Source organism: Sphingomonas yabuuchiae (assembly GCF_014199595.1).
GTDB lineage: Bacteria > Pseudomonadota > Alphaproteobacteria > Sphingomonadales > Sphingomonadaceae > Sphingomonas > Sphingomonas yabuuchiae.
Genome location: NZ_JACHNX010000002.1, coordinates 178,978 through 200,013 on the forward strand (window position 1 = coordinate 178,978; position 21,036 = coordinate 200,013).

Annotated in this window: 21 protein-coding genes; 14 read left to right on the plus strand and 7 right to left on the minus strand. The window is 66.3% G+C overall.

Going from position 1 to position 21,036, the window contains the following annotated elements:
• Positions 1-224: 224 nt before the first annotated feature.
• The gene (locus GGQ89_RS04005; protein ID WP_056434857.1) at positions 225-1,832 is read right to left on the minus strand and encodes a phosphoenolpyruvate carboxykinase; all 1,608 of its coding nucleotides are present in this window, start codon (positions 1,830-1,832) and stop codon (positions 225-227) included.
• A 210-nt stretch (positions 1,833-2,042) separates the two neighbouring features.
• Here GGQ89_RS04005 and GGQ89_RS04010 point away from each other — a divergent pair, with 210 nt between their 5' ends.
• From GGQ89_RS04010 to GGQ89_RS04040, 7 genes are read left to right on the plus strand one after another with little or no spacing between them, the layout of a single operon-like run.
• The gene (locus GGQ89_RS04010) at positions 2,043-2,750 is read left to right on the plus strand and encodes a response regulator transcription factor (protein ID WP_184104285.1); all 708 of its coding nucleotides are present in this window, start codon (positions 2,043-2,045) and stop codon (positions 2,748-2,750) included.
• Complete coding sequence (locus tag GGQ89_RS04015) at positions 2,719-4,284, plus strand: sensor histidine kinase (RefSeq protein WP_184104287.1); 1,566 nt, start codon at positions 2,719-2,721, stop codon at positions 4,282-4,284. Before GGQ89_RS04010 ends, GGQ89_RS04015 begins: the two co-directional genes overlap by 32 nt.
• Entirely contained in the window at positions 4,284-4,712 is a 429-nt protein-coding gene (locus tag GGQ89_RS04020; protein ID WP_184104289.1) for an HPr kinase/phosphorylase, read from the plus strand. Before GGQ89_RS04015 ends, GGQ89_RS04020 begins: the two co-directional genes overlap by 1 nt.
• The gene (rapZ, locus tag GGQ89_RS04025) at positions 4,712-5,623 is read left to right on the plus strand and encodes an RNase adapter RapZ (protein WP_184104291.1); all 912 of its coding nucleotides are present in this window, start codon (positions 4,712-4,714) and stop codon (positions 5,621-5,623) included. The genes GGQ89_RS04020 and rapZ overlap by 1 nt, the downstream gene beginning before the upstream one ends.
• Before the next feature lie 18 nt (positions 5,624-5,641).
• A complete protein-coding gene (locus GGQ89_RS04030) occupies positions 5,642-6,049 on the plus strand; it encodes a PTS sugar transporter subunit IIA (RefSeq protein ID WP_042482384.1) in 408 nt (135 codons plus the stop codon).
• Positions 6,046-6,318, plus strand: a complete 273-nt coding sequence (locus GGQ89_RS04035) for an HPr family phosphocarrier protein (RefSeq protein WP_056434862.1) — start codon at positions 6,046-6,048, stop codon at positions 6,316-6,318. Before GGQ89_RS04030 ends, GGQ89_RS04035 begins: the two co-directional genes overlap by 4 nt.
• A complete protein-coding gene (locus tag GGQ89_RS04040; protein ID WP_184104293.1) occupies positions 6,318-7,118 on the plus strand; it encodes a TrmH family RNA methyltransferase in 801 nt (266 codons plus the stop codon). Before GGQ89_RS04035 ends, GGQ89_RS04040 begins: the two co-directional genes overlap by 1 nt.
• A gap of 9 nt (positions 7,119-7,127) precedes the next feature.
• Here the strand turns inward: GGQ89_RS04040 and GGQ89_RS04045 are convergent, their stop codons facing one another.
• Positions 7,128-7,583 carry an NfeD family protein gene (locus GGQ89_RS04045; RefSeq protein ID WP_184104295.1) on the minus strand — a complete coding sequence of 152 codons (456 nt, stop codon included), beginning with the start codon at positions 7,581-7,583 and terminating at the stop codon, positions 7,128-7,130.
• Positions 7,580-8,554, minus strand: a complete 975-nt coding sequence (locus tag GGQ89_RS04050; protein ID WP_076716393.1) for an SPFH domain-containing protein — start codon at positions 8,552-8,554, stop codon at positions 7,580-7,582. Before GGQ89_RS04050 ends, GGQ89_RS04045 begins: the two co-directional genes overlap by 4 nt.
• Positions 8,555-8,680: 126 nt before the next feature.
• Here GGQ89_RS04050 and guaB point away from each other — a divergent pair, with 126 nt between their 5' ends.
• Genes guaB through GGQ89_RS04065 form a run of 3 tightly spaced genes read left to right on the plus strand, consistent with a single transcriptional unit; the run spans position 8,681 to position 11,880 of the window.
• Positions 8,681-10,138, plus strand: a complete 1,458-nt coding sequence (guaB, locus tag GGQ89_RS04055) for an IMP dehydrogenase (RefSeq protein ID WP_184104297.1) — start codon at positions 8,681-8,683, stop codon at positions 10,136-10,138.
• 18 nt (positions 10,139-10,156) lie between these two features.
• Complete coding sequence (locus GGQ89_RS04060; protein ID WP_184104299.1) at positions 10,157-11,344, plus strand: RsmB/NOP family class I SAM-dependent RNA methyltransferase; 1,188 nt, start codon at positions 10,157-10,159, stop codon at positions 11,342-11,344.
• Positions 11,345-11,376: 32 nt separating this feature from the next.
• The gene (locus tag GGQ89_RS04065; RefSeq protein WP_156361155.1) at positions 11,377-11,880 is read left to right on the plus strand and encodes a tetratricopeptide repeat protein; all 504 of its coding nucleotides are present in this window, start codon (positions 11,377-11,379) and stop codon (positions 11,878-11,880) included.
• Positions 11,881-12,140: 260 nt separating this feature from the next.
• Here the strand turns inward: GGQ89_RS04065 and rsmA are convergent, their stop codons facing one another.
• The 4 genes from rsmA to GGQ89_RS04085 are packed head-to-tail and all read right to left on the minus strand — an operon-like array spanning position 12,141 to position 17,633.
• Complete coding sequence (rsmA, locus tag GGQ89_RS04070) at positions 12,141-12,965, minus strand: 16S rRNA (adenine(1518)-N(6)/adenine(1519)-N(6))-dimethyltransferase RsmA (protein ID WP_184104301.1); 825 nt, start codon at positions 12,963-12,965, stop codon at positions 12,141-12,143.
• A gap of 1 nt (position 12,966) precedes the next feature.
• Positions 12,967-13,962 (minus strand): 4-hydroxythreonine-4-phosphate dehydrogenase PdxA, encoded by a 996-nt coding sequence (pdxA, locus tag GGQ89_RS04075; RefSeq protein WP_184104303.1) that lies wholly within the window; start codon positions 13,960-13,962, stop codon positions 12,967-12,969.
• Position 13,963: 1 nt separating this feature from the next.
• Positions 13,964-15,391, minus strand: a complete 1,428-nt coding sequence (locus tag GGQ89_RS04080) for a peptidylprolyl isomerase (RefSeq protein ID WP_172839666.1) — start codon at positions 15,389-15,391, stop codon at positions 13,964-13,966.
• A 13-nt stretch (positions 15,392-15,404) separates the two neighbouring features.
• Positions 15,405-17,633: an LPS-assembly protein LptD gene (locus tag GGQ89_RS04085; protein ID WP_184104305.1), complete on the minus strand. Its 2,229-nt coding sequence runs from the start codon at positions 17,631-17,633 to the stop codon at positions 15,405-15,407.
• Between the two features lie 181 nt (positions 17,634-17,814).
• Here GGQ89_RS04085 and GGQ89_RS04090 point away from each other — a divergent pair, with 181 nt between their 5' ends.
• From GGQ89_RS04090 to GGQ89_RS04105, 4 genes are all read left to right on the plus strand, one after another.
• The gene (locus GGQ89_RS04090; protein ID WP_184104307.1) at positions 17,815-19,281 is read left to right on the plus strand and encodes a leucyl aminopeptidase; all 1,467 of its coding nucleotides are present in this window, start codon (positions 17,815-17,817) and stop codon (positions 19,279-19,281) included.
• A gap of 20 nt (positions 19,282-19,301) precedes the next feature.
• Positions 19,302-19,742, plus strand: a complete 441-nt coding sequence (locus GGQ89_RS04095; protein WP_184104309.1) for a DNA polymerase III subunit chi — start codon at positions 19,302-19,304, stop codon at positions 19,740-19,742.
• Positions 19,743-19,961: 219 nt separating this feature from the next.
• Positions 19,962-20,384 (plus strand): nucleoside-diphosphate kinase, encoded by a 423-nt coding sequence (gene ndk / locus GGQ89_RS04100; RefSeq protein WP_007403624.1) that lies wholly within the window; start codon positions 19,962-19,964, stop codon positions 20,382-20,384.
• Positions 20,384-20,902, plus strand: coding sequence for a GNAT family N-acetyltransferase (locus GGQ89_RS04105; RefSeq protein WP_184104311.1), 519 nt, complete (start codon positions 20,384-20,386; stop codon positions 20,900-20,902). The genes ndk and GGQ89_RS04105 overlap by 1 nt, the downstream gene beginning before the upstream one ends.
• Positions 20,903-21,036 lie beyond the last annotated feature (134 nt).

Consider the following 21,036-nt stretch of genomic DNA (forward strand, 5'->3'; position numbering starts at 1 on the left):
TGAGGGGTGTTGCGCTCGCTCTGCGAGCGCGCGAGCCAAAGGCTCGCTCAACCCCTCACCCAAGCTGCGCTAGCCAGCACGCTGGCAAGCTCCGCTACCCCTCTCCCCTATCCAGGGGAGAGGGAAGTGGGGGCGGTTGCCGGGTTGGCGATTATCTCGCGATAACTGGCATACCAGTTTCAAATGAACGGGAGGCATTCTTATAGAAAGCCTCCCCCGATCCATCAGGCCGCAACCGTCCCCTTCGGCGCCGCCGCGCGAACGCCTTCGTCGACATGGTCGGCGAACTGCTTGAAGTTTTCGTTGAACAGGTCGACCAGCTTGGCCGCCGTCGCGTCATAGGCGGCCTTGTCCGCCCAGGTGTCGCGAGGGTTCAGGATCGCCGCATCGACGCCGGGCACCGACACTGGAACCTGGAAGCCGAAATTCGGGTCGGTCCGGAACTCGACCTGGTTCAGGCTGCCGTCGAGCGCGGCGTTGAGCAGCGCGCGGGTCGCCTTGATCGGCATACGGTTGCCGACGCCATACTTGCCGCCGGTCCAGCCGGTGTTGACCAGCCAGCAATCGACCCCGCCCTTGGCGATCCGCTCCTTCAGCAGGTTGCCATAGACCGAAGGATGGCGCGGCATGAACGGCGCGCCGAAACAGGTCGAGAAGGTCGCGTCCGGCTCGGTCACGCCAATTTCGGTGCCCGCCACGCGGGCGGTATAGCCGGACAGGAAGTGATACATGGCCTGTTCGGGCGTCAGCTTGGCGATCGGCGGCAGGATACCATAGGCGTCCGCCGTCAGCATCACGATGTTGCGCGGTACGCCCCCCATATTGTCCTTCGACGCATTGGGGATGAAGTCGATCGGATAGGCACCCCGGCTATTCTCGGCCAGGCTGTTGTCGTTCAGGTCGAGCTGGCGCGTGACCGGGTCCATGACGACATTCTCGAGCACCGTGCCGAAGCGCTTGGTGGTCGCGAAGATCTCCGGCTCGGCCTCGGGCGACAGGCGGATCATCTTGGCGTAGCAGCCGCCCTCGAAATTGAAGACCGCCGTGTCCGACCAGCCATGCTCGTCATCGCCGATCAGAGTTCGGCTGGCATCGGCCGACAGGGTCGTCTTGCCGGTGCCCGACAGGCCGAAGAACACGGCCGTCGAGCCGTCCGCGCCCATGTTCGCCGAACAGTGCATCGGCATCACGCCGGTGGTCGGCAGCAGATAGTTGAGCAGGCCGAAGACCGACTTCTTCATCTCGCCCGCATAGCGCGTGCCGCCGATCAGGATCAGCTTCTCGGTCATGTTGACCGCGATCACCGTCGAGGAGCGGCAGCCGTGGCGCGCGGGATCAGCGCGGAAGCTGGGCAGATCGATGATGGTGTATTCGGCGGCGAACTTGCGCAGCTCATGCTCTTCGGGACGAACGAGCATCGTGCGGATGAACAGATTGTGCCAGGCCAGCTCGGTCACGACGCGCACGCGTACGCGGTGCTCGGGCTGCGATCCGCCATACAGGTCCTGGACGAACAGGTCTTCCTTCTGGCCGAGCGCGGCGAAGAAATCGGCCTTCAGCGCGGCGAAATCGTCCGGGCTCATCGGCTTGTTGGTCTTGCCCCACCAGACGGTGTCGCGCGTCGTGTCGTCGCGGACCATGAACTTGTCCTGCGCCGAACGTCCGGTGTGCTCGCCCGTCTCGACGACCAGCGGACCGTCGGCCGACAGCTTGCCCTCACCGCGTGCGACGGCGGTTTCGATCAGCCGTGCGGTGACGAGGTTCCAATGCAGGGTGGCGCGGGTCTCGATCCCCTGGGCCTGCAGACCGATCTCCGGAATCCGTTCGTTCATAAGAGCTTCCTCGTTCCCCAAGGCGGCGGGTCCTGACGGCCCGGCGCTGTTTCACCGCACGCGAATACGTATGCGTTGGATCGTCCCATACGCCATTTGTTAAACACGTCAAACACGCTGTATGGCGAAGATGGTTGAGCCGTGTCTCACTTTGGCTTAACCGAGGGCCATGGCGGTCTTTTCGCATGACACGGGTCCGGGGGCGGTCGCATGACGGCCACTATTGCGCTGGTCGACGACGACCGGAACATCCTGACATCGGTATCGATCGCGCTTCAGGCGGAGGGTTTCGTCACGCGCGTCTATGCGGACGGCGAGGCGGCGCTGAAGGCGTTGATCGACAACCCGCCGGACCTGGCGATCTTCGACATCAAGATGCCGCGCATGGATGGGCTGGAGCTGCTCCGTCGCCTGCGTGAAAAGAGCCAGATTCCCGTCATCTTCCTGACCAGCAAGGACGACGAGCTGGATGAGGCGCTGGGTCTGGCGATGGGCGCGGACGATTACATCGCCAAGCCCTTTTCGCAGCGGCTGCTGATCGCACGCATCCGGGCGATCCTGCGCCGGTCGGAATATGTCGGTGCCCCGCAGGGCACGCCCGCCGCCGATGTGCAGGGCCCGCTGACCCGTGGGCAGCTTGCCATGGACCCGGCGCGGCATCGTGTGACATGGAAGGGCGAGCCGGTCACGCTGACCGTCACCGAGTTCCTGATCCTCGAGACGCTGGCGCAGCGACCCGGCATCGTGCGCACCCGCAACCAGCTGATGGATGCGGCCTATCAGGACGACATCTATGTCGACGATCGCACGATCGACAGCCATATCAAGCGCCTGCGCCGCAAATTCCGTCAGGTAGACCCTGAATTCGACGCCATCGAGACGCTCTATGGCGCCGGTTACCGATTCTCCGAGGAGTGAAGCCCCCGACCTGGCGTTGCGCTGGTCGGGTCAGATTTCGCTGACCCAGCGGATTCTGGCGCTCAACATCTTTGCGCTGCTGCTGCTGGCGGGCGGGTTTTTCTATCTGGATTCCTATCGCGCCCGGCTGCTCGACAACCGGGAGGCCCAGTCGCTGCGCGAAGTGCGGCTGATGGGCGAGGCGCTGAGTTCGGTACGCAGCGAGGAGCGCGACCTGCTTGTCGTCCGGCTGGCGCGCGATACGGGCGGGCGCATCCGGCTGTTCGATGCCGCCGGGCGACTGGTCGCGGACAGCCGGGCGCTGGGTGTTCGCAACGTCGTGCTCCGCGATCCGGACAAGCAGGATTGGGGGCAGGCGATCGCCCGCTTCCTGGACGCCGGGATCGACACCGTGGTCGGCGCGGCCCGGCCGCCGCTCTATCGCGAGCGTCGCGGCGGTGCCGAATGGCCGGACGTCCGTGCGGCGCGGGACGGACGTGTCTCCGCCTCGGTCTGGCGTGCGCCCGATCGCACGCCGGTCATCACCGCCGCCGCGCCGCTGCCGAGCGGTGGGGCGCTCATGGCGACCGAGAATGCGCGCTTCATCACCGAGACGGTTCGGATCGAACGGTTCCGTTTGAGCGTGTTGCTGGCGCTGGTGGCGCTGATTTCGGTGCTGTTGTCGCTGTTCCTGGCGCGGACCATCGTCCGCCCGTTGCGGCGGCTGGCGCGCGCGGCGGTGCGGGTTCGGCTGGGCCGGGCGCGGGAAGTCGTGGTGCCGCGTCTGCCCGATCGTCGCGACGAACTGGGGATGCTGGCCCGCGCGCTGTCCGACATGAGCCTGGCGCTGCGTGCCCGGATCGACGCGACCGAGGCCTTTGCGGCGGACGTGACGCACGAGTTGAAGAACCCGCTCGCTTCGCTCCGCTCCGCCGTTGACACGCTGGAGACGGTCCACAACCCGGATCTCCAGGCGCAGTTGCTGGCGATCGTTCGCGACGATGTGCGGCGCCTCGATCGGCTGATCACCGACATTTCTGATGCCTCGCGGCTCGATGCCCAGCTGAGCCGGGCCAAGTTCGATCCCGTGGATCTGAATGCGCTTCTCGCCGGGCTGATCGCGCAGCGCGAGGCACGCGGGGTCGAACGGGGCATCCGCCTTCGTTTTGATTCGACAGAGCCGGGCCCGGCCATGGTGTCCGGCGAGGGTGCACGGTTGGAGCGGGTGTTTGAGAACCTCATCGACAATGCCCTATCCTTTTCCCCCGACGAGGCGGTGGTCGCGATCAGCCTTGCGGGTGAGCCGGATGATTGGGTCGTGCGGGTCGAGGACGAGGGGCCGGGCGTGCCGGAGGAGGCGCGCGAAGCGATCTTCCGTCGCTTCCACTCGATCCGTCCGAGCTCGGAGAATTTCGGACGCCATTCCGGGCTGGGCCTCGCCATCGCCCGGACCATCGTCGAGGCGCATCAGGGGCGCATCCATGTCGAGTCGCGCGAGGACCGGATGAGCGGAGCGCGCTTCGTGGTGCGCCTGCCGCTGGCTGCGATCGTCTGATGTGTGAGCTCATTCATGCCACCTGCGTGACGATCGGCGGAACTGGCGTGATGCTGCGCGGTCCGTCGGGGACCGGAAAATCCGATCTGGCGCTGCGCTTGATCGACCGGGGAGCGGTGCTGATCGGGGACGATTATGTCGAGGCGGCGGCCAGGGACGGCACTTTGCATGTCACCGTGCCGGAGCGGATCGCCGGACTGATCGAGGTTCGGGGCGTCGGCATCCTGCCTTTTCCGTACCGGGCCAGCGCGACCATCGGCCTCGTCGTCGAACTGCATGTCGACTCGGATGCCGAAGAACGTCTGCCCGAGGCACGACAGACCGTGATCGCGGGCGTCTCACTCCCTATATACAGGCTTAATCCGCGTCCCGCTTCGGCCCCGATCAAGGTCGAGTTGCTGGCGTCTCGCCTCAAGGAATGCCCGTAATGGACCGAAAACGTATCTTGCTGGTGACCGGCATGTCCGGGGCCGGGACCTCAACCACGCTCAAGACGCTAGAAGATTTGGGCTGGGAGGTGGTCGACAATCTGCCGCTCTTCCTGCTGAACGGTCTGCTGGAGGCCGCGCCGCCCCAGGGCATGGAGGGCAAGAACCGGCCGCTGGCGATCAGCATCGGCGTGCGGACCCGCGACTTCGCGCCCGACCAGATCACCCAGAGCATACGGCGTCTGAACGAGCGCCCCAATCTGGCCATCGAGACGCTGTTCCTGAATTGCGGCGGCGCAGAGTTGAAGCGCCGCTATGCCGAGACGCGGCACCGCCATCCGCTGGCGATGGATCGGGCCGCCGATGACGGCATCGCGCATGAGCGCGCCCTGTTGGCCCCGGTCCGCGACATGGCGGACCGTCTGCTCGACACAACCAACATGACCAGCAATGACCTCGGCAACTGGCTGCGCGCCAATTACGCAGTCGACGGCCTGAGCGAGCCGGTGCTGACGGTCATGTCCTTCGGCTTTTCCAAGGGGCTGCCTCGCAACGCCGACCTGGTCTTCGACATGCGTTTCCTGCGCAACCCGCACTGGTCGGCTGAGCTGCGTCCCGGCACCGGGTTGGACAAGGGGGTCATCGACTATATCCGGCATGATCCGGCCTATGAGACGGCCGTGGGGCAGATCGAGACGCTGCTCGAAACGCTGGTGCCGCGTTATATCGCGAGCGGGAAATCCTACATCACCATCGCGATAGGCTGTACCGGCGGGAGACACCGATCGGTCCATGTCGCCGAACGCATCGCGGGACGGTTGCGCCAGAGCGGTTTTTCCCCCACGGTGGTGCATCGTGATTTGGGTGCCGTGCCGAAAGACTCTTTGGAAGCCAGGCCGGCCAAACAATGATGGATATGCGTGTCTGACATGATCGGTCTGGTTCTGGTGACGCACGGGCGGCTCGCCGATGAGTTCGTGACCGCGATGATACATGTGGTCGGCCCGCAGGAGCGGATCGCCACCATCGCGATCGGGCCGGAGGATGACATGGAGGAGCGGCGTGCCGACATCGCCGCCGCCATCGCCACCGTCGATGCCGGGCGCGGCGTGATCGTCCTGACCGACCTGTTCGGGGGAACGCCGTCCAACCTCGCCATCTCGTTGATGGAGCGGGGCCGGGTCGAAGTGATTGCGGGAATGAACCTGCCCATGCTGATCCGGCTGGGCTCGGCGCGCAAGTCGATGCAGGTCGTCGATGCCGTCGCCGCCGCGCGCGAGGCGGGGCGCAAATATATCTCGGTCGCGTCCGAAGTGCTGGGCGAGGCCGCCGCATGACGGAGCAGACGCGATCCGTCCTGATCACCAACCGCCGGGGCCTTCATGCGCGTGCCAGCGCCAAGTTCGTGACGCTCGCCTCGACCCAGCCCTGCGAAGTGCGGGTGGCCAAGGACGGTAGCACGGTGACGGGCACGTCGATCATGGGCCTGATGATGCTGGGTGCCGCGATGGGCGACACCATCACGATCAGCGCGGCGGGTGACGGCGCGGGCGAGACGGTGGAAGCGCTGGCCGCGCTGGTGGAAGCGAAGTTCGGCGAAGACTGATGCCCCGGGAAATTACTGCTTACTCCAACCCGCTGATCAAGTGGGCCCGCGATCTGCGCGACAAGCGTCATCGCAAGCAATCCCGCCAGTTCCTGGCGGAAGGCCTGCGCATCCTGACCGAGGCGCGCGAGACGGGGCGGCTGCCGACCCTGTTATTCTATGCTCGGCCGTCGGCGGGCCATCCGCTGGTCCGTGACCTGATCGAGGCGGTCGAGGCGTCGGAGGGCGAGGCGATCGAGACGACGCCGGACATCCTGTCGAAGCTGTCGGGCAAGGACAATCCGCAGGCGGTCGTCGGCGTGTTCGAGGAGTTGGGCGTCACGCTCGACGAGTTGGACCGCAATGCATCCGGTATCTGGCTGGTCGCCGAGCGTCTGCGCGATCCGGGCAATCTGGGGACCATCCTGCGCACCGGCGATGCGGTGGGGGCAGGGGGGCTGATCCTGATCGGCGAATGCGTCGATCCCTTTTCCGTCGAGGCAGTGCGGGCCAGCATGGGCGCGCTGTTCACCGTGCCGATCGTGCGAACCGAGTGGCAGCCTTTCCTCGACTGGCTACGGCAGGGGCCGGGTCAGCTAGTCGGGCTCAGCCTCGATACCGACTCGGATTATCGCGCCGCACGCTATGCCGCGCCGACCTTCCTGCTGACCGGCAACGAGGCGCAGGGAATGCCGCCCGAATATGCCAAGGCCTGTGACACGCTGGTCAAGATTCCGATGCTGGGCAAGGCCGACAGCCTGAACGCGGCCGTGGCGACGGCAGTCATGGCCTATGAGGTGCTGGCCCAACAGCGCGGCTGATCGGCCGGTTCAGGCCTCCGGCTCGATCGGCTCGACCAGCAGCGTGCCGCCATCGACATGGGCGATCCTTAAACGCGTCCCGCTGACCGTATCGGGCCCGCGCACCGGCCATTCGCCGTCACCCAGCCGGGCGCGGCCCTCGCCACCAATAATCGGGGTGGTGACGGTGACGATCTGCCCGCGCAGCCGCCGGGCGGGTTCGTTGAGGACGGGGGCATCGCTTTCCACCGGAAAGTCGCGATACCAGCGCCGCCCGATGACAACGCACACCACGCTCCAGACCGCAAAATCGGCCAGTTGCAGACCGACCGGTAAGTCCGGCAGCGCCCAGGTCGTCAGCGCGGTTACGCCCGCGGCCACGGCAAGAAAGACCAGGAATACACCCGGCACCAGCAATTCGGCGATCCCGAGCGCCAAGGCCCCCGCCAGCCAGAGTGCGGCGGGGTCGAGGTCTCCGATCGTCATGACGGTGACTGGTCGAACGGCCCCGGCTTGGTGGTGACGCGTGGGGTAGCGGCGTCGGACTTGCCGCTGCCCAGCGCTTCTTTGGCTAGCTCGCCGATGCCGCCCAGCGTCCCGATCAGCTGGGTCGCCTCGACGGGGAACAGGATCGTCTTGGCATTGGGGCTGGTCGCGAACTTGCCGACCGCTTCAACATATTTTTGCGCGATGAAATAGTTGATGGCTTGGGTGCCGCCCGACTCGATCGCCTCGGACACGACGCGCGTCGCCTTGGCCTCCGCCTCGGCGGCACGCTCGCGGGCTTCGGAGTCGCGGTACGCCGACTCGCGACGTCCTTCGGCTTCCAGGATACGCGCCTGCTTCTGGCCCTCAGCGCGAAGGATCTCCGAGGCGCGCGAGCCTTCCGCCTCCAGAATATTGGCGCGCTTCTCGCGCTCTGCCTTCATCTGGCGCGCCATGGCGTTGACGATGTCGACCGGTGGGCGGATGTCCTTGATCTCCACGCGGGTGATCTTCACCCCCCAAGGCGTCGTCGCGTGATCGACGACGTTGAGCAGACGGGCGTTGATCTCGTCACGCTTCGACAGCGTCTCGTCCAGATCCATCGAACCCATGACGGTGCGTAAATTGGTCGTGACCAGGTTCAGCAGCGCGACATAGAGGTCCGACACCTCATAGGCCGCCTTGGGCGCGTCCAGCACCTGAAAGAAGACGACTCCGTCGGTCGAGATCATCGCATTGTCTTTCGTGATGATCTCCTGCCCCGGAATGTCGATCACCTGCTCCATCATGTTCACCTTGCGGCCGACACGATAGAAAAAGGCGGGGTAGAAGTTGAAGCCGGGGATCGCCGTGCCCGTGTAGCGGCCGAAATGCTCGATCGTGTATTGATAGCCCTGGCGGACGATCTTGATCGACATCATCAGATACATCAGCACCAGCAGGACGGCGAGCGCGGCGATAATCAGGCCCATGGACGGCTTCCCCCATAATCGGTCCGCCGGTGTTCTAGCATGGCGATGCACCAAGGGCCTAGCGGGAACGGCTTGCTTTGGTTACATGGCCCGCCACTTGTTCCCTCCGCAGGATTTGGCAGCCCCATGGATATCCGCCTCGGCCTCACCTTCGACGACGTGCTCCTCATACCCCAGGAGTCCGACGTTTTGCCGAGCACCGCAGACACGCGGACGCAACTGACCCGCTCGATCGCGCTCAACATCCCCGTCCTGTCGGCGGCGATGGACACCGTGACAGAGGCCGACATGGCGATCGTCATGGCGCAGCTGGGCGGCATGGGTGTTCTCCACCGCAACCTGACCGTCGAGCAGCAGGTCGCCGCCGTCCGTCAGGTCAAGCGGTTCGAGAGCGGCATGGTCGTCAACCCGATCACCATCTCACCGACCGCGACGCTGGCCGAGGCGCAGGCGCTGATGGCGCGGCACCGGATCAGCGGCATTCCCGTCGTCGAGTTCGACGGTCGCCTGGTCGGCATCCTGACCAACCGCGACGTGCGCTTCGCCGAGAACCCGCAGCAGCCCGTCTCCGAGCTGATGACCCATGAGGATCTGGCGACCGTCAAGGTCGGCGTCGGCCAGGACGAGGCGCGCCGCCTGCTCCATGCCCGTCGGATCGAGAAGCTGTTGGTCGTAGACGAGAGCTATCGCTGCGTTGGCCTGATCACGGTCAAGGACATCGAAAAGGCCGTCACCTATCCGTCGGCCACCAAGGATGGCTCGGGCCGCCTACGTGTCGCGGCCGCCTCGACGGTCGGCGAGAAGGGTTTCGAGCGCACCCGCGCGCTGATCGAGGCCGAGGTCGACTGTGTCATCATCGACACCGCACATGGCCATAACCGTGACGTTGCGCGTGCGGTCGAGGCCGCCAAGAAGCTGTCCGACACGGTGCAGGTGATCGCCGGTAACGTTGCGACCGCCGCTGCCACCCGCGCGCTGATCGATGCGGGGGCCGACGCGGTCAAGGTCGGTATCGGGCCGGGTTCGATCTGCACGACCCGCGTCGTCGCCGGTGTCGGCGTGCCGCAGCTGACCGCCGTCATGGATTGTGCGGAGGAAGGCTGGAAGGCCGGTGTGCCGGTGATCGCCGATGGCGGTCTGCGCACCTCGGGCGATCTCGCCAAGGCGCTGGCAGCGGGTGCTGGCGCCTGCATGGTCGGCTCGCTGCTGGCTGGCACCGAAGAGGCACCGGGCGAAACCTTCCTGTATCAGGGCCGCGCCTATAAGTCCTATCGCGGCATGGGCTCGGTCGGGGCGATGGGGCGGGGTTCGGCGGATCGCTATTTCCAGGGCGACATCAAGGACCAGATGAAGCTGGTGCCCGAAGGCATCGAGGGTCAGGTCGCTTACAAGGGCCCGGCGCGCGACGTCATCCATCAGCTGGTGGGCGGCATCAAGGCGGCGATGGGCTATACCGGTTCGGCGACGCTGAAAGATCTGCGCGAGCGGGCGCAGTTCGTCCAGATCACCGGTGCGGGTCTGAAGGAAAGCCACGTCCATGACGTGACGATCACGCGGGAAGCTCCCAATTACCCGACCCGCTAAGCTGACGGAGCGCTTCGCATGACCCCCGGCGCCCGCACCCAGGCGGCGATCGACTTGCTGGATGAGATCGTCGCCGCGGCCGCCAGCGGCGGCGCGGCGGCCGACACGCTGATCGCGCGCTATTTTGCCACGCGCCGCTATGCCGGATCGAAGGATCGGCGTGCGGTGCGTGAGCTGGTCTATGCCGCGATCAGGCAGGCCGGGCCGGTGCCGCCGTCCGGGCGTGCGGCCGTGCTGGCGGTGGCGGATCAGGATCCGGCGATTGCCGCAACGTTCGACGGGACGGGGCATGGGCCTGCGCCGATCACTCCTGACGAACCGCGTGCCGAGGGCGGCGTTGCTCCCGCCTGGTTGGTCGAGGCTCTGACCGCCTCCGGGCTGGATGCCGCGCAGCAGGCCGCCCTGGTCGATCGGGCCCCGCTCGACCTGCGGGTCAACGGCCTGGCAACGACCCGTGACGCGGTTTTGGAGCAATGGCCCGACGCCACTGTGACGCCGCATGCGCCGATGGGCATCCGCCTGCCCAACGGAACGCCGGTCGAGCAGTCCGACCTGTACCGCGCCGGGCTGGTCGAGGTGCAGGACGAAGGCAGCCAGCTGGTCGGCGAAGCGCTGGCGGCGAAGCCGGGTGAATGGCTGGTCGATCTTTGCGCCGGGGCGGGGGGCAAGACCCTTCAACTGGCGGCGGCGATGAACAATCAGGGTGCGCTGCTCGCCTGCGATATCGACCGTGCAAGGCTGCAAAGACTGGCGCCGAGAGCCGAGCGGGCCGGGGCGACGATCATCGAGAGCCGCCTGCTCAACCCCGGTCGCGAAGCCGAGATGCTTTCGGACTGGGCGGCCAAGGCGGATGGCGTCCTAATCGACGCCCCCTGTTCCGGAACCGCGACCTGGCGGCGCAATCCCGAGGCGCGCTGGCGTCTGACCCCGGAGCGGCTGGCCCGGCTCGGCGCGATGCAGACGCAGGTGCTGGACATCGGTGCCGGTCTGGTCAAGCCGGGCGGACGGCTGGTCTATATCGTCTGTTCGCTGCTCGATGCAGAAGGGAGCGAGCAGGTGGCGGCCTTCCTGTCACGCCATCCCGGCTGGTCAACCGCGCCGATCGAACCGGGGATCGGGACACTGCATGGCCTGGGCCAGCGACTCGATCCGGCCACCCATGGCACGGACGGCTTTTTTGTCGCCTGCCTCCGGGCGCCATGCTAGCATTCGGCTTAGTGCCACGTCCGGAGTTCCTCATGCGTTTGTCGTCCCTGGCTGCTGCCGCCGCATTGGCGGTGGTTTCGCTTTCCACTTCGCTCAGCGGTCAGCGCCCGGACAGCCAGATCGATGCTCGCTCGATGCAGTTGCTCGAACAGGCGCGCGGGCTGAAGGCGGCGGGCAATCTGGACGGCGCGACCGACATGCTGGAGACGGCCGTGACGGTCGATCCGCGCAATCGGGCGGCGTTCATCTTGCTCGCCGAAGTCGCGGATGCGCGCGGCCTGCCGGGTAAGGCGATCCGCCTGTATCGGGAAGCCTTGCTGCTCGATCCCAACGACACGCGGGCGCTGCGGGGGCAGGGCGAGGCGTTGGTCCAGCGCGGCGCGGTGGCGCGCGCCAAGGACAATCTCGCCAAGATAAAGACGCTCTGCAAAACCGACTGTGCCGACGCGACCGCGCTCTCCGCGCAAATCGCCAAGGGGCCACCCGCGCCGGTGACGACGGCGCAGGTCGACAGCAAGACGCCACCGACACCGTAAGGCTGTTACCCCTCACCAGTGGGGGGCTTAATCGGGATGACATAGGGTTGACCCAAGTCGAGCCCCTCCCCTTCAGGGGAGGGGTTCGGGTGGGGCATCACCACAGGCACGGCGTTTGCGGAAGCGCCCCACCCCCGGCCCCTCCCCTGAAGGGGAGGGGTGGATCAACCTGACGTCATCCTGCTCTCGCCCACGTCCTTGGTGGCAAGCGCCCTCCGTAAGTCCTTCGGTCTGCCACTTCCCCGAAACGGAAAGATAGTTCACCCCAAAGCGCGGGCGAGAGCGACGAACTCGTCCACCGACAGCGTTTCGGCCCGACGGGCCGGGTCGAGGCCGATGGACTCCATCGCCTCCACGGCCCCGGCAACCGGCTTCAAACTCTGGCGCAGCATCTTGCGGCGCTGGCCGAAGGCGGCCGCCGTCAGGCGTTCCAGCGTGCGGAAGCTCACCCCCTCGGGCGCAGGCTTGGGCGTGATGTGCACGACCGCCGACATGACCTTGGGCGGTGGCGTGAAGGCCGAACGGTGGACCGGCATCGCGATCCGCGATTCGCTCCGCCATTGGGTCAGCACGGCCAGACGGCCATAGGAAGACTGGTCGGGCGCCGCGACGATCCGCTCTGCCACTTCCTTCTGGAACATCAGCGTGCAGGACTGCCACCAGGGGAGCCATGCGCCCGACAGCCAGCCGACCAGCAGCGGCGTCCCGACATTATAGGGCAGGTTGGAGACGATATGCGGCTTGCTCTCGAACAACTCGGGCGCGTTGATGCGCAGCGCATCGCCCTCGATCACCTTGAGCCTATCGGGAAAGACTTCGGCCAGTTCGGCCAGCGCGGGGATGCAGCGACGGTCGCGTTCGATCGCCGTGACCTTGGCCCCCGCCATCAACAGCGCGCGGGTCAGGCCGCCGGGGCCGGGGCCGATCTCCAGCACCGGCTTGTCGGTCAGGTCGCCAGGAATGGCGGCGATCCGGGCCAGCAACTGGCCGTCGAACAGGAAATTCTGACCCAGCGACTTGGCGGCAGACAGGCCGTGGCGCGCGATGACGTCGCGCAAGGGAGGAAGCGACGTGATGGGATCCATGTCAGGCGGCCGCTTCGGCTCGACGCTGGGCGGCGTCACCGGCCATCGCGATGGCGGCGATCATCGCACCGGGATGCGCGGCATCCTGCCCCGCCAAGCCAAAGGCCGTGCCGTGATCGGGCGAGGTCCGCACGATCGGCAGACCCAGGGTGATGTTGACGCCTTCGTCGAAATGCAGCGTCTTGATCGGCACGAGCGCCTGGTCGTGATAGCAGCAGAGCGCGGCGTCGTAACGGGCGCGGGCACGCGGATGGAACAGCGTGTCGGCCGCGAACGGGCCGGTCGCGTCGATGCCCTCCGCACGGAGTTGTACGATGGCGGGTTCGATGAAGTCGATTTCCTCGCGCCCGATTGCGCCGCTCTCGCCCGCATGGGGGTTCAGCCCGGCAAAGACGAGCCGGGGTTCGCGAATGCCGAAATTCTTGCACAGCCCGCGCGCGGTCGCCCGGCCCTTGGCGACGATCAGTTCGACCGACAACAGGCTCGATACCGCCGCCAGCGGGACATGGGTGGTGATCGGCACGACCCGCAAGGACGGGCCCGCCAGCATCATCACCGCATTCTCGCCCGCCACGCCGCAGCGTTCGGCGACGAACTCGGTCTGGCCGGGATGGGTGAAGCCGATATCGTAGAGTTGCGACTTGCTGACCGGCCCGGTCACGAGCGCACTGGCTGCGTCCGAGCGCACCAGCCCGACCGCCAGCTCCAGCGCATGAAGCGCGCACCGTGCGCCCTCGACATCGGGCTGGCCGGGGCGGATTTCGCCCGCATCGTCGACCGACAGGATCGGCAGTGCCTCGTCGAACGCGGCCACCGCGGCCGCCATGTCCGAGACACGGACGGTCGGGCCGTTCCAGACGCGCGCGATCGCGCGCGAGTCGCCGACCGCCAGGAAGGGCGGCAGCCCTGCCTCCCGGCGCGCGGCCCAAGCCTTGGCGATGATCTCCGGCCCGATCCCGGCCGGGTCGCCCATCGAGATCGCGAGCGGCCGGATCATCTTAACGATATTCGATCACCGCGTCGCGACGAAGGTCGCGCATCTTCTGGTTCGCGCGCAGGTTCACCCGCTGCTGCTCGACTTGGTTCTGGATCTGGTCGTTGGTCGGCAGGTTGCCCGACCGCGGTTCCTCGCGGCCGCACAGGACCAGCGAGCGGACGCCCTGTTCCGGCGAGCCGAATGGCGGCGTCGCTTCACCGACCTGCAGCTTCAGCAGGATCTCCTGAAGTGGGGCGGGCAGCTGGCGGATCGTCACCTGATCATTGTCGACCACCTCGGCCTTCAGCGCGGTCGCGACACGCTGTACGTCGCCGCAGCCGCGGATCGCCTGGGTCGCCTTGGCGAACTCGGCCGCGCGGGCGCTGGCCTGCGCCTGGGTGGTGCCCGCCGGGAACTTGACCGTCAGCTGCTTGAGCGACAGGCGCGAATCGCGGGGATCGGCGGTCAGGACCTGACGCTTGTCGGTCAGATACAGGATCGAGAAGCCGCCCGGAATCTGGATCGGGCCAGCGACCTGGCCGACCTGCATCTGGCCCACGGCGGCCTGAAGTTCAGGCGGCAGCTGCGCCGCGCGGACCCAGCCCAAGTCGCCGTTCACCGCGCGGGTCGAGGCCTCGGAGAAGCTGCGTGCGAAATATTCGAAGGGCTGCTGGCCCTTCTGGATTTCGCCGATGATCTGGCGGGCATTGTTGAAAACCTGCTGCCCGGTCGCCTCGTTGGCGGAGAGGAAGATCTCCTTGAGGTTATATTCCTCGGTGCCCTTGGCGGCTTCCAGGCGATTGCGGATCGCGGTCACTTCCTCGTCGCCGACATTGACGAACGGCTCGACCCGCTTGCGCAGATAGCGGCTCCAGGCCAACTCGCCCTCGATCTGGCGGCGCATCGACTTTTCCGACGAGCCGACCTGACGCAGGAACGTGTTCATCGCAGCGGGCGTCTTGCCGAACTGCTGCGAGAAGCGGGCATAGGCCTGGTTGATCTCGTCCGGCGTGACGGTGATCTCGGCGGTCTTGGCCTCCTGGATCTGCAACGTCTCGTCGATCAGCTGACGCAGGATCTGCATGCGTAGACGGTCGCGATCCTCGGCCGACAGGTTGTTCACATTGTTCAGCGCCATGGCCAGCGCCATGCGCTGGTCGATATCGGTCTGGGTCAGCACCGTGTCGTTGACGATCGCGGTCGGCTTGCGGACATTGGGGTCCAGCTTGCCGAACAGCTGCATGTTCGAGGGGATGTTCAGCCCGCCGGTGTCCGGTACGGCCTGATCCGGAACGGTCTGCGCCAGCGCGCCGGTCGCCAGTGCGACCAGCATCAGCGTTGCGCCCGCGCGGATGCCGCGGCCCTTGGTACGAATGTCGTGCTTCACCGTGTCTGTGATCCCCATCGCGCCCGACGAAGGCGCGTAACCGTCGCGATATGCTTCGCCCATGCTGAATACCGGCTTAGCGACCGAGATTGGTGAAGGCCAGAGTCAACAGAAAGCTGTTGCCCGCCCGCGCGTCGCCCGTCTGCACATAGTCGCGCCGCCAAGTGAAGCCGAGCCGCAGGCAGTCATCCTCATATTGCACGCCGACCCGGTGCCGAATCGGATCGAAGCCGTTCGACAGCGACAAGGCATCTTCCGACCGGTCGGTCAGGTCGATGACGGTCGATCCGAACGCCGACCAGAAGCGGGCGAACTGAACCCGGCCGGCAAGGCGCACTTCCTCGCGGTCCTGCAGATCCTCGATCGAGGTGAAGATGTTCCGCTTCAGGCGGAGATAGCCGATCTGACCATAGGTGGTGCGCGATCCGACCGTCGCGTCGATCTCGTTCCGGCGCACCGCGAAGCTGTCCTTGTCGAGCCGGAAGCGATGGGTCAGCGAGACGAAATCGCGGAACCGCATCTCCGTCCGCCCGACGATATCCGACCAGCGATCCGACAGGCCGGTGCCCGGATAGAGAATGGTCGGCCGGTCGTTCAGGCGGAAGCTCTGCCCGACGATCGTATCGAAGGTGAAGCCCGGCAGGGTCAGTGCCCATTGCGCGCCATAGGTGATGCGCGTCGAATCCTCGAATCGATCGTAACCGGGGAAGCGGTTCAGCGCGAAGAGGTTGGAATCCTCCAGATCGACCGAGCGTGCGTCCTCGTTGGGAATTTCGATATTCTTGATCTTCGGGCTGGCGACGATCTGCACACGCGGGGTGAAGCGCTGGCTACCGCCCCAGAGTTCGCCGACGAACGGCCATTTGACGTCCACCGCCAGCGCACCGATGCCGCGCCCCTGGAACCCGGCCAGCCCCTGATAGACCAACGGCGTCGAGGCGATGTTGTTGGCATTATAGGCGTCGGCCCGGCCATAGGCGGTGAAGGTCACCTCCTGACCCCAGTTGGTCAGGCGGCGCAGGTCCCAACGCATGCTGGCAAAGGCGCGCTGCGTATCCTGTCCCGCCGTCCGGCTGATGGCCAGCGTGTTGAGCTGCACCTCGAACTTGCCGCCGAGCAGCCCGTCGTCGAACCGGCGACGATAGTCGAGTTCGGGCAGCGCGATCGGCTGCTGCCCCTGCGGATCGTTGACGCGCAGTGTTTCGACATACCAGCCGGTCAGCGAGAAATAGCTGGTGGCGTCGATATGCTCCAGGCTGGCGGTGGTGCGCAGCCGGTCGTCGCGTGAAATGTCATAACGACGCAGGAAGGTGCGGTCGGTGGTGATCCGCATCGATCCCGACAGGCTCCATTCCGGCGAGAACTGATAGCGGCCGACCGCATCCAGATAGCCGCGAAAGGCCTGGCTGGTATCGGTCGGATTCAGCGTGTTCAGGTCGTCGCTGCGACGGCTGGCCGTGCCATAGCCGGTGATGCGGAACGCGCCCTTGGTGGTCAGCGCTTCATACTGCGCCTCCAGCATCGGCAGCACCGCCGTGAATACGTGCGGCGTGACGGTCAGGCCCTTATTGGGGGCCAGACGCCAGTAATAAGGAACCGCGACCTCGACCCCGTTCACCCGGTCCAGCCGGATGTCAGGCGTCAGGAATCCGCTGTCGCCGCCAGGGCCGACGGGCGCGGACAGGCGCGGCAGCGGAATGGTCGGCAGGCCGAACAGGTTGAGCTTGGCGCCGTTGAAATAGACGCGCTCGCGATCGGGGCGATAGGTGACGCGGACCGCCGTGATTTTCCAGGACGGCTCCTTGGGGCAGCCCTCCGACGTCTCGACCGCGCAAGGGGTATAGGCGGCGCGCTCCAGATTGACCGTACCGTCCTGCTGGCGGGTGCCGCGAACGGCGGCCAGGCGACCACCCTGTTCCAGCACGACCAGCATATTATCGACCACGCCGTCCTTCAGAGAATCGGTCAGCTCGATCTGATCGCCATAGGCGATGTCGCCCTGTGGGTTGGTGACGGCGATGTTGCCGGTCGCCAGCACCTTTCCGGTCTTGCGGTTCCATGTGACCTTGTCGGCGCGCAACCGCTCGCCCTCGCGCAGCATCCGGACTTCGCCGGTCGCCGTCACGATATCGGCGTTGATGTCATATTCCAGCTGGTCGGCGCTGAAGCGGACCTGATCGGGATTGGCCGGAGCCGGGCCTTCGCTGGGCGGCGGCGAGACGGGGCGATCCTGAAGGTCCTGCGCGACCGCAGGCATGGCCATGAACAGGGCGAAGGGCAGGGCGCTGCCGGTCAGAAGCGTCATTCTGCGCACGATGATAGCTGTTCCGTCCTTGCCGACACGATGATGAAGCCTCCCCCGGCAGGGCGACGCCTTGAAAGGCCTGCCTATCGCATCACCGACGGCTTGCTGCAATCGCGCGCTTGCCACGACGGTCCAAGAGCCTAGATGATAGCAACTGTTACCAGTTCAGCAGAGGGTTTCCATGCAGATCGCCTTTACCTCCACCGTCGAAGCCGGTGACGTGCTCGTCCTTCCCTTCCCGAAGGATGCGGTCGATACCGGCCGGATCGAAGGGGAGGGTGCGGCCGCGCTCGCCAAGGCGGCGGTCGACGCCGCGCGCTTCAAGGGAGAGGCCGGTTCGATCGTCGAACTGTTCGCCGCAGTCGGGGGCACGCCGCGCCGCGTCCTGCTACTGGGTGTCGGTGAAGGCAAGGAGGCCGATTGGCGCAAGGCGGGCGGGGCGGTGACCGCCAAGCTGCTGACTAACGCTTCCTCGGCGTCGGTCGACCTCAGCGGCCTGTCGACCAAGCCTGCCGCCGATGCGGTGGCGAGCTTTGCCGGTGCCGCCGTGCAGCGCGGCTGGCGGCATGACGTGTACCGCACCAAGCTGCCCGAAACGTCGAAGCCGACCTTAACCCGTATCGCCATAGTCGGCGCGGGTGACGACGCCGAGGCGGCCTATGCGCGTATCCATGCGGTCAATGGCGGGCTGGAGCTGACCCGCACGCTCGTTTCCGAGCCGCCGAACAAGCTCTATCCGGAAACCTTCGTCGAGCGCGTCCTGAACGACGTGGAAGGACTGGGCCTGGAAGTCACCATACTGGACGAGGCGCAGATGCGCGACCTGGGCATGGGGGCGCTGCTGGGTGTCAGCCAGGGTTCGGTACGCGAAGGGCGCCTGCTCGTCCTGAAGTGGAATGGCGGCGCGGCCGATGCCGAAACGCTGGCGCTGGTCGGCAAGGGCGTGACCTTCGATACCGGCGGCATCTCGATCAAGCCGGCCGCCGGCATGGAAGACATGAAGTGGGACATGGGCGGTGCTGGCGCGGTCGCGGGGGCGATGAAGGCCATCGCCGCGCGCAAGGCCAAGGCCAATGTCGTCGGCGTCATGGGTCTGGTCGAGAACATGCCCGACGGCAATGCGCAGCGTCCCGGTGACGTGGTCACCTCCATGTCGGGTCAGACGATCGAGGTCATCAACACCGACGCCGAAGGCCGCCTGGTCCTGTGCGATGCGCTGACCTGGGTCCAGAAGACGCATTCGCCCTCGACCATCGTCGATCTCGCCACGCTGACCGGCGCGATGATCATCAGCCTGGGCAGCGAGCATGGCGGTTTGTTCGCCAATGACGACACGCTGGCCGAATCGCTGCTGGCGGCGGGCACCGCGACGGGCGAGAAGCTGTGGCGCTTCCCGCTGGCCGATGCCTATGACAAGCTGATCGACAGCCAGATTGCGGACATGAAGAATGTCGGTCCGCGCGGCGCCGGTTCGATCACTGCGGCCCAGTTCCTGAAGCGTTACATCAACGAAGGCGTTGCCTGGGCGCATCTGGATATCGCGGGCATGGTCTGGTCGGACAAGCCGGGCGTCAATCACGACAAGGGCGCGACCGGATACGGCGTTCGCCTGCTCGACCAGTTCGTCGCCGACCGGTTCGAGGCGTAACTCGGGTAAGGGGCGGCGCGATGCAGGTCGATTTCTATCATCTGACGATCGCGCCGCTCGACCGTCTGCTGCCCGTCATCGCCGATCGGGTGATGGCGGGCGGCGGCCGGTTGCTGATCGTCAGCGGCGACGCGGACCAGCGCGCCGCGCTCGACCGGCAGCTCTGGATGATCCCGGCGGAAGGCTTCCTTCCCCATGCCCAGGCGGGTGAGGGCGACGATGCCGCCCAGCCGGTGCTGATCGCGGGCGAGGTTCAGCCGACCAATGGCGCCCGTCATGTCGCGCTGGCCGACGGCGTGTGGCGCGACGAGGCGCTGGCCTTCGACCGGGCGTTCCACTTCTTCGACGGCGACCGCATCGGTGAGGCGCGTACCGCATGGAAGGCATTGGCCGACCGGGAAGGCGTCGAGCGGCGTTACTGGAAGCAGAACGACCAGGGCCGCTGGGAACAGGCGGCCTGACAATCCTCCCCGGTACGGGGAGGGGACCAGCGAAGCTGGTGGAGGGGGTTAGCCGCAGGGGCGTCCTATGCGGAAGCCCCCCTCCGTCAGACCTGCGGTCTGCCACCTCCCCGTGCCGGGGAGGATCAGCTTACCATAAGACATTGCATTGGCCTTCCGCCCCGACTAGGGCGGCGCCACTTCCAGCCAACTCATTTATTCAGGAGCTGCGTGACCATCATGGCCGCGAACCGTACCTTTTCGATCATCAAGCCCGACGCGACCCGCCGCAACCTGACCGGCGCCGTCACCAAGATGCTGGAGGAAGCCGGCCTGCGCGTCGTCGCCTCGAAGCGCATCCAGATGACCCGCGAGCAGGCCGAGGGCTTCTATGCGGTCCACAAGGAGCGTCCCTTCTTCAACGATCTGGTCGAATTCATGATCTCGGGTCCGGTCGTCGTGCAGGTGCTCGAGGGCGAGAACGCGATGCAGCGCAACCGCGACATCATGGGCGCGACCAACCCGGCGAACGCCGAGCCGGGCACGATCCGCAAGGAACTGGCCGAGTCGATCGAAGCCAACACGGTCCACGGTTCGGACTCGGACGAGAATGCCGAGATCGAGATCGCGTACTTCTTCAAGCCGGAAGAAATCGTCGGCTGATGGAATGGCGGCTGCGACGGGCCGTGCCGGGCGATGCGCCCGCGCTGTCGCTCGTCGCGGCCGCCACCTTTCTCGAGACGTTTGCCGGGACCATCGCCGGCCCCGACATGGTGCGTCATTGCACCCTGAACAGCTCGCCCGCCAAGTTCGACGCCTGGATTTCGGATCCGGCCTGCGTGGCGACCCTGGCGGAGCATCCCGACGGCGCGGCGCCGGTCGGCTATACGCTGCTCACATCCCCTGATCTGCCGGTCGAGACGGATGCGCGGGATATCGAGCTTCGCCGCATCTATACCCTGTCCCTGACGAGCGGCACCGGTCTTGGTCACAGGCTGATGGCCATGGCGATCGATGACGCACGTGCCTTGGGCCGCCGTCGTATGCTTCTGGGCGTACTCGGCATCAACAAACGCGCGCGTGGCTTTTACGAGCGGGAAGGCTTCAGGCTTGCCGGGACCCGGCAGTTCCGGGTCGGCGACACCGTCTTCGACGATGTTGTTTATGCGCGAGAGTTGTGAAGGCGTGCCAGCCTCTCATTCCTCCCCTGCAAGGGGAGGGGGACCAGCGAAGCTGGTGGAGGGGTGTCCTGCTATCGAGAGGGTAACACCCCCTTCGTCAGGGCTGGCGCCCTGCCACCTCGCCTGCAAGGGGA